Source organism: Paracandidimonas soli, assembly GCF_004342005.1.
Taxonomy (GTDB): Bacteria; Pseudomonadota; Gammaproteobacteria; order Burkholderiales; family Burkholderiaceae_B; genus Paracandidimonas; species Paracandidimonas soli.
In genome coordinates this window covers 341,378-354,903 of sequence record NZ_SMBX01000003.1, presented here as the reverse complement: position 1 = coordinate 354,903, position 13,526 = coordinate 341,378, and the positions used below count along the sequence as shown (strand labels likewise).

13 protein-coding genes are annotated in these 13,526 nt (G+C 58.8%); 1 reads left to right on the top strand and 12 read right to left on the bottom strand.

The genetic code is table 11. The features are described from left to right. Positions 1-50: 50 nt before the first annotated feature. The 6 genes from EV686_RS08675 to EV686_RS08650 all read right to left on the bottom strand — a co-directional run bounded on the left by EV686_RS08675 (position 51) and on the right by EV686_RS08650 (position 5,991). The gene (locus tag EV686_RS08675; protein WP_132475686.1) at positions 51-965 is read right to left on the bottom strand and encodes an SMP-30/gluconolactonase/LRE family protein; all 915 of its coding nucleotides are present in this window, start codon (positions 963-965) and stop codon (positions 51-53) included. Positions 966-1,022: 57 nt separating this feature from the next. Continuing rightward, positions 1,023-1,856 carry an NAD-dependent epimerase/dehydratase family protein gene (locus EV686_RS08670; protein ID WP_132476070.1) on the bottom strand — a complete coding sequence of 278 codons (834 nt, stop codon included), beginning with the start codon at positions 1,854-1,856 and terminating at the stop codon, positions 1,023-1,025. Positions 1,857-2,014: 158 nt separating this feature from the next. Then, positions 2,015-3,007, bottom strand: coding sequence for a TRAP transporter substrate-binding protein (locus tag EV686_RS08665; protein ID WP_132475683.1), 993 nt, complete (start codon positions 3,005-3,007; stop codon positions 2,015-2,017). A 71-nt stretch (positions 3,008-3,078) separates the two neighbouring features. Then, positions 3,079-4,350 (bottom strand): TRAP transporter large permease, encoded by a 1,272-nt coding sequence (locus EV686_RS08660; protein ID WP_132475680.1) that lies wholly within the window; start codon positions 4,348-4,350, stop codon positions 3,079-3,081. After that, positions 4,347-5,114 carry a TRAP transporter small permease gene (locus EV686_RS08655; protein ID WP_243650809.1) on the bottom strand — a complete coding sequence of 256 codons (768 nt, stop codon included), beginning with the start codon at positions 5,112-5,114 and terminating at the stop codon, positions 4,347-4,349. The genes EV686_RS08660 and EV686_RS08655 overlap by 4 nt, the downstream gene beginning before the upstream one ends. Further along, the gene (locus EV686_RS08650; RefSeq protein ID WP_132475677.1) at positions 5,056-5,991 is read right to left on the bottom strand and encodes a 3-hydroxyacyl-CoA dehydrogenase family protein; all 936 of its coding nucleotides are present in this window, start codon (positions 5,989-5,991) and stop codon (positions 5,056-5,058) included. The genes EV686_RS08655 and EV686_RS08650 overlap by 59 nt, the downstream gene beginning before the upstream one ends. 131 nt (positions 5,992-6,122) lie before the next feature. Here EV686_RS08650 and EV686_RS08645 point away from each other — a divergent pair, with 131 nt between their 5' ends. After that, positions 6,123-7,016: a LysR family transcriptional regulator gene (locus EV686_RS08645; RefSeq protein WP_132475674.1), complete on the top strand. Its 894-nt coding sequence runs from the start codon at positions 6,123-6,125 to the stop codon at positions 7,014-7,016. Positions 7,017-7,084: 68 nt separating this feature from the next. Here the strand turns inward: EV686_RS08645 and EV686_RS08640 are convergent, their stop codons facing one another. The 6 genes from EV686_RS08640 to EV686_RS08615 are packed head-to-tail and all read right to left on the bottom strand — an operon-like array spanning position 7,085 to position 13,376. After that, complete coding sequence (locus EV686_RS08640) at positions 7,085-7,906, bottom strand: ATP-binding cassette domain-containing protein (RefSeq protein ID WP_132475671.1); 822 nt, start codon at positions 7,904-7,906, stop codon at positions 7,085-7,087. After that, positions 7,899-8,768: an ABC transporter ATP-binding protein gene (locus EV686_RS08635; protein WP_132475668.1), complete on the bottom strand. Its 870-nt coding sequence runs from the start codon at positions 8,766-8,768 to the stop codon at positions 7,899-7,901. Before EV686_RS08635 ends, EV686_RS08640 begins: the two co-directional genes overlap by 8 nt. Further along, positions 8,768-9,607: an ABC transporter permease gene (locus EV686_RS08630; RefSeq protein ID WP_132475665.1), complete on the bottom strand. Its 840-nt coding sequence runs from the start codon at positions 9,605-9,607 to the stop codon at positions 8,768-8,770. The genes EV686_RS08635 and EV686_RS08630 overlap by 1 nt, the downstream gene beginning before the upstream one ends. Continuing rightward, positions 9,604-10,560: an ABC transporter permease gene (locus EV686_RS08625; RefSeq protein ID WP_132475662.1), complete on the bottom strand. Its 957-nt coding sequence runs from the start codon at positions 10,558-10,560 to the stop codon at positions 9,604-9,606. The genes EV686_RS08630 and EV686_RS08625 overlap by 4 nt, the downstream gene beginning before the upstream one ends. 10 nt (positions 10,561-10,570) lie before the next feature. After that, positions 10,571-12,121, bottom strand: coding sequence for an ABC transporter substrate-binding protein (locus tag EV686_RS08620; RefSeq protein WP_132475659.1), 1,551 nt, complete (start codon positions 12,119-12,121; stop codon positions 10,571-10,573). Between the two features lie 46 nt (positions 12,122-12,167). Then, positions 12,168-13,376, bottom strand: coding sequence for an aminotransferase class V-fold PLP-dependent enzyme (locus EV686_RS08615; protein WP_243650808.1), 1,209 nt, complete (start codon positions 13,374-13,376; stop codon positions 12,168-12,170). Positions 13,377-13,526 lie beyond the last annotated feature (150 nt).

Here is a 13,526-nt window from a genome sequence, read left to right as displayed (position 1 = left end):
GCCAGTGCAGGCCCATCCCCAACGTCCGGGACTCTGCGGACCTGTCCCGTTCAGACTCCCGAATACATGACACGGCCCGACACCGGCATCGGCGCCGTCAGGATCGACCCCGATTCCGACTCTGTAATATAAAGCGTCTTGCGCTCCGGACCTCCAAAAGCAACATTCGTGGTCAATTGCCCCAGCGGGGAATTGATGCGCAGCATGGGCTCCCCCCGATTACTGAACAGCCAGACCGCGCCCAGGCCCACATGCGCTACCGCAAGGTTGCCTTCCTCGTCGATCGCCAGACCGTCAGGCCCTCCCCCACCGGACATTTGGATGAAGGTGCCGACCTTGGTGACATTGCCTTCGCGTGTCAGCGGAACGCGCCAAATGGCATTCGCCCGCGTCACAGCGACGTAAAGCACTGATTCGCTCGGATCCAATACCAAACCATTGGGGCTAGGTACGTTGTCCAGCAGACAATCGACGCGGCCGTCCGCGCGACGTCTGAAGACGCGGCCCGTCTGGTCATGCCAGCCGGTCAGGCCCTGGTCGGTGAAATACAGATCGCCATTGGAAGCGAATACCAGATCGTTGACAGCCTTGAGGCGCTCGAGATGGACTCGCTCGAGGACCGGCTCCACCACGCCGGTTTCCGGATCCAGAAGGACAATGCCACGCGCATAGTCCGCAATGAAGATACGTCCATCCTGGTGGATTTTCAGGCCATTAGGCTCGCCATCGTATTCGGCAACCAGCTCGAACCGGCCTCGCGTATCGATCCGGAATACGCGTCCCCAGGGGACGTCCACGCAATACAAGCGGCCCTGGGCGTCGAATGACGGCCCCTCCAGCAAGGAGTGCGGCGGCTGGTTTCCCGGCTGGTAGCGATGCCACTCGGAAGTGCCTGCCGGTTTGCGGAATGCGTCAGGCAGTCGGGTAAAGATTTGGGCTTCAATGGCTGGTGGGGCGGCGTACATAATGTCTCCGTCGTGACTGCGCTACTGCATGCGCTGCAGCAATCCAAACTGAAGGGCTCAGGAGATCCTGTCGGTTGTGCCGACAAACTCCAAGGGGCAGTAGAACCCCCCGTGAAACTGGGCTGCTATGGGATCTTCAGGTATGTCTTTGGCCAGTATCTCCGCCGCGAAAACCTCGGAGTCGTCTTGCGGCTGGTAGCCCATGAACTTCACATTGGAGTTATCCCAGCGGTTGCGAAGATTGTTCGATACCCCGTAGACTACGACGAAGTGATACGACTCATGCTCGATGCAGCAACGCGCCAGTTCCGCCATATCCCTATGGCTGATCCAGGTCAACAGTTGTCGCGCTTCACTTGGATGGTCCGGCGTCCGGAATGTTCCTATCCGCAGGCATGCGACCGACATACCGTACTTGTCCGCATACATCCGGCCCAATGCCTCTCCAAAGACTTTCGAAACCCCGTATAGCGAATCAGGCCTGGGCTCCACGGTGTTATCCAGGAATTTTTCCCTTCTATGGTAGCCAACGGCATGATTCGAGCTGGCAAAGATAATCCGGGGCACATTCTGGCGACGAGCAGCCTCGAATACGTTGTAGCAGCCTTCGATATTCATCGGGAGAATTTTCTCCCAGGCATCGGCGCCAGGGATCCCGGCCAGGTGAATGACACAATCCATGCCTTGCATGCAACGTTCTATAGAATCGATATCCCGCACGTCGATCGCACAGATTTCCTCGTTTTCCCGCGCAGGCTCCTGTTCCACGATGTCAGCCAGGCGCAATAGGCCATAGCGACCGCTTAGATGAGCGCGCAGACATTTTCCTATGTTCCCGGCCGCTCCCGTAATCAGTACACGCAGGTTTTCAGGTTTCGTGAAGCAAGTCATCGTGTTATCCATTCTATTTGCAATTCGAAAAAGCACTGCCCAGCCGCAGAGCCGCCAAGGTCATCACGATCTTCCAGATCGCCGCGTCTGGAATGCCGGGCCTCCGCGCCCGGTATGAATGATGGACTCATACCGGGCGCGGAGACCCGGGGGAGCAATTACTTTCCGGCTTTTTCCTTGGCTGCCATCAAAGCATCATAGAGTTCCTGCCCATTGGGAGCCTCGCCAATCAGCTTTTTCACGACAGGCCTCGTCGCTTCGATCAAGGACTCGAGATTGCTTGGCTGAACGATCGTGACGCCCTTTTCCTTCATGGTCTTCATCCCTTCGTCATAGACCTTGTGATAGTACTCTCGAGCGTAGGCCATTGCCTCATCGGCCGCCTCCTTGACCATCTTCTGCTCGTCTGTGGAAAAAGAGTCCCAACGCGTCTTGGACATGATCAGCAAGGCAGGATGAATATTGACATGTGTCATGCTGAAGTACTTGGAAACCTCGATGAACTTATCGGACACGAATTGATCGGGGGTTGTTTCAGCGCCATCGATGACTTTTTGCTGTAATGCCAAGTAAAGTTCGGAGTAAGCCATTGGAGTGGGCTGGGCGCCCAGTGCCTTGTAGCTTTCCACATATCCCGGCGACTGGATGACGCGTATTTTCATGCCCTTCAAGTCGTCGACGGAATTGATGGCCCTGTTGCCAAATACGTTGCGTTCGATCGCGGAAAACCAGCCCAGGCCAACCAGGCCATACTTGGGAAGAATGTCCAGAAATTTATCGCCCGCAGGCCCGCTCAGAATCTCATTGGCCTGAGCAACATTGTCGAACAGGAACGGCGCGTCGAAAACAAGGAACTCTTTCACGACATTGTTCAGAGTGGGCTGGCCTGTGACGAACAGATCCGTGGCGCCAGCCACAGCGCCTTGAATCATGGTCAGTTCTCCTCCCAGCTGCGAGTGAGGAAATACCGTGACATTGATTTTTCCGTTCGATTTTTCTTTCAGGATATCGGCGAATTTCTGCGTGCCGACGTGAAAAGGGCTGTCCGTGGTCAGCGTATGCCCGACATCCATGTTCAAAGCGTGGGACGGCGAAGCGAACATGAGGGCGCTTAGGACTCCGGCGCCAAGCAGTTTTTTGAATACTTTCATTCTGTGTCTCCTTGATGATTATGAAATAGCATTTTTAGATTCACGTCGGAAAATCGGCCGACGGCTCTTATCTACAAGAGAATGGTACTGAGGGCAGGAACATACGAGATGATCAGGATATTCACGATGAGCACCGCCAGGAAAATGACCAGGTACCGGGCCAGCTGATGCATCTTCAGTTGGGCGACTTCGCACACCACGAACAGGTTGACCCCCACTGGCGGAGTCACCATCCCAACGGCGAGATTGGTAATGACGATCATGCCGAAATGGATGGGATCGATTCCGAAGCTCACGCTGATGGGAGCCAGAATCGGCACAATGATCAGAATTGCCGCCAATGCCTCGATAAACATGCCGACGATGAACAGCATGGCATTCACCAAGAGCAGGAATACGATCGGACTGGTGGTTATCGATCCCAGCGCGGCGGCCACGCGCTGCGGTACCTGGTTGATCGTCAGCAGATACGCAAACACTGCTGCAAAGGCAACGATCAGCAATATGATCGACGACATGACCGCCGCCCGGGCAAAAATGCCAAGCAGATTTTTGAGCGTTATTTCCTTGTATACGAACATCCCCAGAAACAGGCCATAGAGGACTGCGATACAAGATGCCTCGGTCGCCGTAAACAGGCCTCCATATATTCCGCCCAGGATGATGACGGGCATCATCAGTGCAAGCAGCGCGTCCCATAGGGCAACGAAAATGCCTTTCACCCACTCTTTCACGCTTATCGTCCTGACTTCGTCAAAGCCCTTGATGCGGGCGATCACGTAGACCGTCAGGATGAGCGACAGGGTAATCAGAACCCCCGGAAGTATCCCTGCTATAAATAGCGCCCCGACCGACACATTGGCAGTCAACGCATACACGATCATTGGAATCGAAGGCGGAATGATCGCCCCCAGCTCACCGGACGAAGCTGCAACGGACGCGGCAAACGATCGCGGATAGCCCTTCTTCTCCATTTCCGGGATCAGCACGGAACCAATCGCGGCCGTTGTCGCGGACGACGATCCCGATACTGTGGCGAACAGCATGGATGTCAGGACGGCAACGGCGCCGAGGCCTCCTCTGATCCATCCGACGAAAGCGTTGGCCAGTTGCACCAGCCTGCGTGCAACTCCGCCAGACTGCATGAGATGCCCCGCAAGTATGAAGAACGGTACGGCCATCAGGCTGAATGAGTCCAGCGACTGGAAAGCCATCTGTACAACGATCAATAGCGACCGTTCTCCCGCCTGCAGCGCAACCGCGGCCGACAAACCCAGCGCGGTCATGATCGGCGCGCCGATCAGCATGATCAAAAAAAATGACAGCCCAAGAACAAGAATCATAATGGGCTCCCCATGCTATTTTTGATTTCCATGGCCTCTTCCATCTCCACCGACTCCTGCCGGGGCAGATCCACGTTCAGCAACTCCCTCACTGCATGCGTGAAGGTATTCGCGCACATGAGCACGCAGCCTATGCCCATCAATATGTAGACATAGGCCATTGGCACCTCCATCGCCGGCGACCACTGCCGCAGGCCGAGCTGTATCAACTGAATGGATTTCCAGACGAGCAGCAACGCCAGCGCCAGCGTCAGGACATGGGCCAGGAACCTCAGCCAACGGGCGATACGCTCCGGAATCGCGGTGATAAATACATCAACCCCAATCAGGCGGAGATGATAGGCTGCGACCGCGCCCCCGATGAAAACGCTGCCCACCATCATGTAGCGGCCCAGTTCTTCGGCCCATGGCACGGACCAGGGAACGCCTGTATAGGTATACAGAAGCCTCGCGAAAACGGAGATGGAAATGGAAATGACCATGCCAAGAAGGAAAAGGCCGGCGCATTTTTCCGCAACGCTGTTTATCGACGTCATTATTCGTTGCCAGGCCCTGAACTTATTGTGTGAGGAAGGCTGCCCATTCATGCGACTTCCCCCTTGTTGCTGTTTCGTTTCATTGTCTCCCCTTTTGCTCAATCCGGAATTCATGCCGCGTGCGGCACGATTGATCGTATTTTTATATCCAAGCGCCCTGAAGAGCCGTTCAATGATCAGCCTCTTCGTCCAGGAGGATGCACGCAGCCTTGAGCAACGCTGTTTCATATCGCTTCTGCTCGGCAGCCACCTTCTCGGGAGTCCATTGATAGAACCCGCGCAACGATGCCGACTTCACTCCCATGTTTCCATCGGCGACCAGCCGGCGCATATAAGCGCTAGGCTCCTGGTCGGTGCGGAGGTATGGATACATGGTGGCCGCCGCGGCGCAATGGATATCGATTCCGGCCAGATCTTTCTGCAACAGTGGTCCGGCTGCGATATACCGAAACCCGAACCCATACCGGACAGCAGCATCGACATCTTCCGCCGACGCAAAGCCTTCCTCTACCAAGGCGATGGCTTCACGCATCAAGGCATGCTGGATCCTGTTGGCGAGAAACCCCGGAATATCCCGCTTGACCCGGATCGGTTTCTTTCCGACGGATCTCATGATTTCGCCGACCCGCAAAGCGGTCGCCTCATCGGAGGTTTCGCTGCTGACCACCTCCACCGCAGGCACCAAATGAGCCGGCATGAAGAAGTGCAGCCCAAGCATCCGGCTCTGCGTCGCCAAGCCCTTTCCGATCTGGCTGATGGGAAAACTTGACGAGTTGCTCGTCAAGGGAGTCGGGGCCGGGCACAGAGCTTCGAGCTCGGCAAAGACTGCCTGCTTGAGTGAAAGATCCTCGAATATGCACTCAATGACGATATCGGCATCAGACCAATCGACATCCGCCATCGCACCGTAGATCACCGGCGATGTCTTGCCACCTCCAGTGCCAAGCGTACGGGCGGCGGCATCAATTTTCCCTGGAAGGGCGAGCCGTGTCGGCTCATCTGCTTCAACCACATGGGTAGCCCATCCAGCCGCTTTGAAGATGGCGGCAACCGCGCATCCCATTGTTCCCCCACCCACGACAACAACCTTGCCAACAGTGCTCATCGTTTGTCCCTAGTCAGTGTTTTGGAAGCAATATACATAGATGCGTATGATTGGTAAAATTGAAATAAACGAATAGAGTCTTCTAAAAAATCGATACCTAAACTGTTACCCCATAAAATGAGGCTGCGATTATGTTGGGTGATCTCAAACAACTTCGCGCATTTCTCGCGATCGCCCGCCTAGGGAACTTCACCAGGGCCGCATACGAGCTGAATATTTCCCAATCGGCCTTGACCACACAGATCCAGCAGCTCGAGACGCATTTGCGCACTCGCCTGTTCGACCGCAATCGCCGGTGCGTAAGCCTGACTCCCCAAGGCCTGGAGCTTTTACCCAGGATCGAGCATCTGGTTGCGGAAGTCGAGGATCTGGTCACCTACGCCAGGGATACAAGCGATCCCGAACGAGGCACGGTAACGGTTGCCGCCCTGCCTTCGCTGGCTGCGGGCCTGCTGCCCCATGCGATACACCGGCTGAAGCTCGACTATCCCCGCATTACTGTCCGCATACGGGACACGGTCGCCTCGCGTCTTACCGATATGATCCGGAACGGAGAAGTCGACTTTGGCGTTGGCAGCCCGATCAAGCGCGATCAGGAGCTGGTCTGGGAGAAGCTGATGACCGACCGCTTTTGCGCATTCGTCGCTCCGGAATACCCTTGGGCAAAGCGCGGCACCGTGACGCTGAGAGACTTGGCCGAGCCTCCTCTTATTCTTCCCGTCAGGGAAAGCAGCATTCGCATGCACATCGAAGCCGCGGCCGACAAGCAGAAAATCTCCCTGCCGGCGGCATATGAGGCTGTCTATAACTCAACGATCATGGCGATGGCCGCGCAAGGACTTGGAGTAGCCGTCCTGTCCGAGGTAGTCGCACGCGGAGGAGACACAAGCCGCCTGCGCCGTATTTCGATCAATCATCCGCCGCTATACCGATACATCGGCATCTTGCGGCGCGCGGGCCGCTCCTTGTCCCGGCCCGCGGAACTGCTCACCGCTGCATTGCGAGAAGTCGCAAGCAAGGGTTGATCAGCTTCAACGCCGAGAGCAATCGCCTCCCCTTGCGCAACCGGATACGCTACCTGTCATACTGGCAATCATCCCCGGGCCCGGAAACGCCGCCTGTCCGGATTGGGACGCGGCACAGCATCGATCAATCTTTGCGTATATTCTTCCCGGGGGTGCTCGAATATCTGGTCCGTAGGCCCTTCTTCGATCAAACGCCCTCCCGACATGATGAGCACCCGATCGGCAAAATGCCGCACGACGCCCAGATCATGGGAAATGAACAAATATGTCAATCGGTGCTCGGCCTGTATGTCCGCCATGAGGTCGAGTACTTGCGCCTTGATCGATACATCCAGGGCGGATACCGCCTCGTCCGCGACGATGAACGACGGCGTCAGCGCCAGCGCGCGCGCAATCGAAATCCTCTGACGCTGGCCGCCCGAGAACTGATGGGGATAGCGGCGCGCATGGTCTGCATTCAGCCCCACTCTTTCCAGCAGGCTGATCATCCGCTCGTGGCGTTCGGCCGGCGTATAGAGGCGATGTATGTTCATGCCGTCCATGATGGCGTCGCCCACGCGGCGACGCGGATTGAGGCTGGAATACGGATCCTGGAAAATGGTCTGGACAGTGCGCCTGAAGGCCATCAGCGACGAGCCTGACAGCCTGGAAACATCATGTCCCGCTAAATGTATCGTTCCCGAGGTCGCGGCATCCAGCGCGGTAATGCAGCGTCCCAGGGTGCTTTTGCCCGATCCCGACTCTCCAACGACGGCGACCGTCGTTCCCGCCTGTACCGTCAGGCTGACATCGCGCACAGCATGAACGACATCGCGAACGCCGCCCAGCAGGCTGCGGCGCGTCACAAAGTCCTTGCTGACACCCTTCACTTCAAGAATCGGCTCAATCATGTCCCGCCTCCATCGTGTCGGCATGCGCGACCGCCGACAAGCGGCGCCGCGGATCGCGCGGGGCGTCCACATCGGGGACGGCTGCCAGCAAGGCCCGGGTATACGGGTCCGCCGGATTGAAGAATATCTGCTCGACATCTCCCTGCTCGACGATGGCGCCTTGCCGCATGACGACGACGCGATCCGCGATTTCCGCCACGACTCCCAGGTCATGCGTAATGAACAGTACCGCCGAGCCCGTCTGCGCCTGTATCGAAAAAAGCAGCTCCAGGACCTGGGCCTGCAAAGTCACGTCCAATGCGGTCGTAGGCTCGTCGGCAATGATCAGATCCGGCTTCATGGCGAAGGCGATGGCAATCATCACGCGCTGGCGCATGCCGCCGGACAGTTCATGGGGAAATGCATTCGCCCGCTTGGCCGCCTCGCGTATCCCGACCTGGTCCATGAGCTCGACCGCGCGCTCCCAGGCCTGCCTGGCGCCGATGCGCTCGTGCACGCGAAACACCTCGGCGATCTGGTTGCCGACCGTGCGCCCCGGATTCAGCGCCGTCATCGGCTCCTGGAACACCATTGCAATGCGCCTGCCGCGCAGCCGGTCGAAGCCGGCTTCGCTGATGCCCAGCAGATCCAGGCCGTCGAAAGACAAGGTATCCGCGGTGACTTTGCCTGGCTTGTCGATCAGGCCCATGATGGAGAATCCGGTGACCGACTTTCCCGAACCCGACTCTCCGACCAGGCACACGACTTCGCCGTGCCGTATCGACAGATCAACGCCATCGACGGCACGAAACTCACCCTTGTCCGAAGGGAATGTCGTCACCAGATTGCGGACGACCAGCAGCTCAGGCTCAGGCGCATTCATTACTGCAGCTCCGGATTAAGCGTGTCCTGCAGCCAGTCCCCGAGAATATTGACAGCCAGCACCGTAAGGAACAGCGCCAGCGCGGGAACCAGGACCGGCCAATAATTGGTGAAGATATAGTCTTTCAGGCTGCCGACCATTTGCCCCCAGGACGGTGTCGGCGGCCGGACGCCCAGGCCCAGGAAGCTCAGGCCGGCCTCCAGCAGCATGGCGAACGAAAACGTGAACGACGCCTGCACGGCGATGATGGATCGCATGTTGGGCAGCACCTCGTGCCACATGATCCATAGCTTTCCCGCGCCCAGGGAGCGGGCAGCCAGCACATGATCGCGGGCGCGCACGCCACGCGCCACGCCCCATGTGACGCGCGCGAACTGCGGGCAATACAGCAGGCCTATCGTGGCGATCAGAGTCGGAAGATTACCGCCGATGAACGCCAGGACGACCAGCGCCACGAAAATTTCCGGCAAGGAGACAAACACATCGACAATACGAATGATCGCCGCCTCCGCCCTGCGCCCCGCGAATGCCGCGCCTATGCCCACCGCCACTCCCATCAGGCAGGCGACGGCAACGGCCGCCGCCGCAACCAGCAGCGACACTCTCGCCCCATGGACCACGCGGGCCAGCATATCCCTGCCCAGCTCGTCCGTGCCCAGCCAATGCTGGCTGGAAGGAGACGCCAGCAGATTGGAGGCGTCGATATGAAAGGGATCCTGCAAGCCCAGCATGGGCGCAAATGCCGCCAGGCAGACCAGGCCGACAAGATAGGCCGCCGACAGCAATGCCGCGACTTTGACGCCGCCGAAAGAGAATCGAGAAATGGTCGCCGTATTCATGAGGTCTGCCTGCGGGTGCGAGGATCGATGCTCGCCTGAATCAGATCGATCGACAAGCTGATCAGGATGAAAATGGCAAATACGGCCAGCAGGCTCCCCTGGATGACCGGATAGTCACGCGCGAAGGAAGCAGAGACCAGCAGCGAGCTCAGGCCCGGCCAGTCGAACAAGGCCTCGATAATGACGGTTCCTCCCAGCATGCTGCCTGCGCGTATCCCGACGATGGCCACGACCGGCACCATCGCATTGGGCAAGGCGTGGCGGCGTATTGCGGCGCTGCGCGACATGCCTTTCGCGCGGGCCAGCTTCACGTAGTCCTTGCTCATGGTATCGACCAGGCTGGCCCGCATCATGCGCGCGACGACCCCCATGAAGTTCAGTCCCACGGTCAATGCAGGCAAGGCCAGGCTCATCAGGTGCAGCGCCGGATCGTCCGAGAACGGGATATATCCCGAAGACGGCAGCCAGCCCAGCCCCAGGCTGAAGATCAGGATCAGTATGATGCCCAGCACGAACACGGGTGACGAAAAGCCCAGCACGGCGATCACGGCCGCTGCTCCCCCAGCCACGCGGCCGCGCTCTCGCGCAGCCACGACGCCCAGAGGCACGCCCAGCGCCACGGCGATGAACAACCCCGCCACGATCAGCTCGAGGCTGCGGGGTATGCGCCGCGCCAGCTCGGTTGAAACCGCTTCTCCCGTGCGCAGGGATGTGCCCATATCGCCGGAGGCAAGACCGGCCACCCAATGCGCAAATTGCGTGCCCAGCGGCTGGTCCAGCCCCAGCTGGGCCCTGACGCGGGCGACCGCCTCGGGATCGCTGCCAGCCTGTTCGCCCAGCATGATGGCGACGGGGTCGCCAGGCAGCATATGGATGGCAATGAACACCACCCCTGCCGCCATGGCCAAGCTGATCAGCGATGTCGCCAGACGGCGGACGATGAATGCAAACATAGGCCCTGGATCACTTCAGCCACATGGTCGGCAGCGAGATGCCCGGACTGCTCTCGCTCAATGCGCCTCCCAGTTGCTGATAGCCCTGGACTTTGCGCGAATAGCCTTGCGCCTGCTCGCGCCAATTGACGAAGACCCAGGGACTGGTCTCGAGAATGCGCTGTTCCACCTTATGGTAGATAGGCTTGCGAGCCTCGACATCGGTCTGCTCCCGCCCTTGCGCCAGCAGTGCTTCCAGCTCCTTGTCCTGATAGCCGATGGGCTTGGCCCAATAGCTGGAATCCGCGCCGATATAATACGCATAGGCATCCGGATCTGGCAGCTTGACCGATACGCCATAGATCATGGACTGATAGTCGCCACGGTTCTTGCGTTCCACCAGGGTCGCCCACTCGACCGGCTCGAGCTTCAGATTGATGCCGGCCTCTTTCAGGTTGGCCTGCACGATCTGCGCCGTGGCCGTGTAGATTCCCAGCCCCTGGAACACCAGCATGCTCATGTCCAGGCCATTCGCATGCCCCGCTTCGGCAAGCAGCGCGCGCGCCTTGGCCACGTCGCGCTTGTATGTCCCTTCCAGATCCGCATTGAAATAGGGGGAGTCCTCGGGAGTCGGTGCGCCGGTTATCGCTTTTCCATGTCCAAAGAACGCCGCTTTGGAAATCGCATCCCTGTCCACCGCATATGCGATGGCACGGCGCACTCGAGGATCGTCGAACGGCTTGCTCGTCGCGTTGAACCAGAGACTCATGAACGCTCCGCCCGCGGTATCGATCTTGAACGCCGCGTTGCGGCTCAGGACATCGATATCCTTCCACGGCACGAAATCGATCATGTCCAGCGACTGGCTGCGCAAGGCGTTGACCCGCGCATCATCGCTTTTGATCATGCGGAAATCGACGCCATCCAGGTACGGCTGGTCTTTGATGAAGTACTTGGGATTGCGCTCCAGAGATGCGCGCACGGAGGGTTCATACGCTTTCAGCATGAAGGGCCCCGTGCCGTTGGCCTGCAGCTTGAGGTTGACGCCCGACTCGACCCACTTGCGCGACACGATGGCGGCTTCGGGCAGCGCCAGCACCGACAGCAAGGTCGCGTCCGAGGATGCTTTCTGGACTTGCACTGTCCTGTCGTCGATCACTGTGACCGTCGCATCCTGAAGATTCGACCGCAGGGTCGCACCCGTGGCCGGATCCAGCAGACGGTCCAGGGAGAATTTCACATCGTCGGCCGTCACGGGGCTGCCGTCCTGGAAGGCGATGCCCTCGCGCAAGCGGAACACGACCGTGCGCGCATCGGGCTGCTCCCAGCTTTCGGCCAGGCGGGGAACGATCTTGCCTGTTTTGTCGTAGCCGACCAGAGGACTGTAAAGCGCCTCGATCAGCACTTTCCAGGCACTGCCGCCGTACACGTGCGGATCCAGGGACACGACTTCCGATACGGTGCCGTAGCGCAAAGTGCCTCCGTGCTTGGGCTCCTCAGCCGATACGCTCGTCGCCGCCATCCCCAGCACGGCGCATGCGCCCAGCCCCGTCACTAATTGCCGCCAATCAAGTTTCGTCATTTCCGCAGCTCCTGTTCTTCACTAGACAAAGATCGACGCGCGCCCTTCACACGGGCGGCAGCGCCTCCAGCAAACGGTCGATATCGTTGACATCGTTGTAGTAAGACGGCGAAATACGCAGATTACCGCCTCGAACCGCAAGATCGACCCCCGCACCACGCAACCTTTGCGAGATCTCCGCAGCATCGCCCGTCGGGTGCCGGAACGACAGGTTGCCCGACCGTTCGCCCGCGATGCGCGAGCTGACGATGTGATAATTTTTCTTCAGCAGTCCCTCTATCGCATAATCCGTGACGCTCAGGATGTGCCGCTCGATGCGGGCGGCGCCCAGCGCCAGCTGGATGCGCACGGCCGCGTCCATCCCCCACAGGCCCGTGAAGTTCGCCAGGGCTTCCTCGAACCGGCCTGCATCGCTGCGATATTCCAGGACATACTCCATGTGGTCCTCGGTGCTGTCCACCGTGTGATAGCCGACGCTGGGCGGATCCAGCAAGTCGAGGACCTCTTTGCGGCAATAGAAGAAGCCGGTGCCGATGGGCGACAGCATCCATTTATGGCCGCCGACCGACATGAAATGCACGCCCAGCTTCCGGACGTCCATCTCCAATGCGCCTACCCACTGGATCGCATCCAGGTTCAGGTATACGCCATGCTCGGCGCACAAAGCCGACGTAGCCTCCAGATCCTGGCGAAAGCCATTGGAGAACTGCACGGCGCTCAGCGAGATCAGGCGGGTCCTATCATCGATCAACGCACGGATGTCATCGACAAGAATACGCCCATCGCGATTCTTGACCCAGCGGATCGACACGCCGCGCGCCGCCAGCTTCATCCAGCAATACACATTGGACGGATACTCGATGTCCGCCAGGATGACGTTGTCGCCCTCTTTCCAGGGGAACCCGTTCGCCACGTTGACCAGGCCTTCCGTAGTGTTCTTGACAAAGGCGATCTCGGAGCGGTCCGCACCGATCAGGCGGGCAATGCGCGACTTGATGCTTTGATCCGCGTAGCGGCACCACTCGGGATAATTGTTGCGCCCATTATCTCGGACATCCTCCATGAAATGGTTCACGGCCGCGATCACCGGCGTGCTCAGCGCGCCTATCGACGCATTGTTCAAGTAGGCGCGCCGCTGCTTGATGGGAAAAAACGAGACCACATTGTCCCAACGCAGGGCTTCTATGCCGCCCGATTCTCCCGGAAACAATGCCGTATTCATGTCCACGGCCTGCGATTGAATGATGCTGCTCACGGCCAGCCCCTCTCATTGATGACGGTAGCGACCATACTAGGATTGCGGTAATCCATGCGTCAATTTCGTTTAAAGCATGAATTCATGCAATTCTGGTATAAATTAGAGCAAGAGTGAGCCCTTTGCCTATGGGGTCGGTCCAGATCCCGG

Excerpts from the sequence above, each read along its gene's own strand:
- EV686_RS08645 (WP_132475674.1), top strand. The coding sequence starts at position 6,123 with ATGTTGGGTGATCTCAAACAACTTCGCGCATTTCTCGCGATCGCCCGC.
- EV686_RS08650 (WP_132475677.1), bottom strand. The coding sequence starts at position 5,991 with ATGAGCACTGTTGGCAAGGTTGTTGTCGTGGGTGGGGGAACAATGGGA.
- EV686_RS08640 (WP_132475671.1), bottom strand. The coding sequence starts at position 7,906 with ATGATTGAGCCGATTCTTGAAGTGAAGGGTGTCAGCAAGGACTTTGTG.
- EV686_RS08675 (WP_132475686.1), bottom strand. The coding sequence starts at position 965 with ATGTACGCCGCCCCACCAGCCATTGAAGCCCAAATCTTTACCCGACTG.
- EV686_RS08660 (WP_132475680.1), bottom strand. The coding sequence starts at position 4,350 with ATGATTCTTGTTCTTGGGCTGTCATTTTTTTTGATCATGCTGATCGGC.
- EV686_RS08665 (WP_132475683.1), bottom strand. The coding sequence starts at position 3,007 with ATGAAAGTATTCAAAAAACTGCTTGGCGCCGGAGTCCTAAGCGCCCTC.
- EV686_RS08670 (WP_132476070.1), bottom strand. The coding sequence starts at position 1,856 with ATGACTTGCTTCACGAAACCTGAAAACCTGCGTGTACTGATTACGGGA.
- EV686_RS08655 (WP_243650809.1), bottom strand. The coding sequence starts at position 5,114 with ATGAAACAGCGTTGCTCAAGGCTGCGTGCATCCTCCTGGACGAAGAGG.
- EV686_RS08620 (WP_132475659.1), bottom strand. The coding sequence starts at position 12,121 with ATGACGAAACTTGATTGGCGGCAATTAGTGACGGGGCTGGGCGCATGC.
- EV686_RS08635 (WP_132475668.1), bottom strand. The coding sequence starts at position 8,768 with ATGAATGCGCCTGAGCCTGAGCTGCTGGTCGTCCGCAATCTGGTGACG.
- EV686_RS08625 (WP_132475662.1), bottom strand. The coding sequence starts at position 10,560 with ATGTTTGCATTCATCGTCCGCCGTCTGGCGACATCGCTGATCAGCTTG.
- EV686_RS08630 (WP_132475665.1), bottom strand. The coding sequence starts at position 9,607 with ATGAATACGGCGACCATTTCTCGATTCTCTTTCGGCGGCGTCAAAGTC.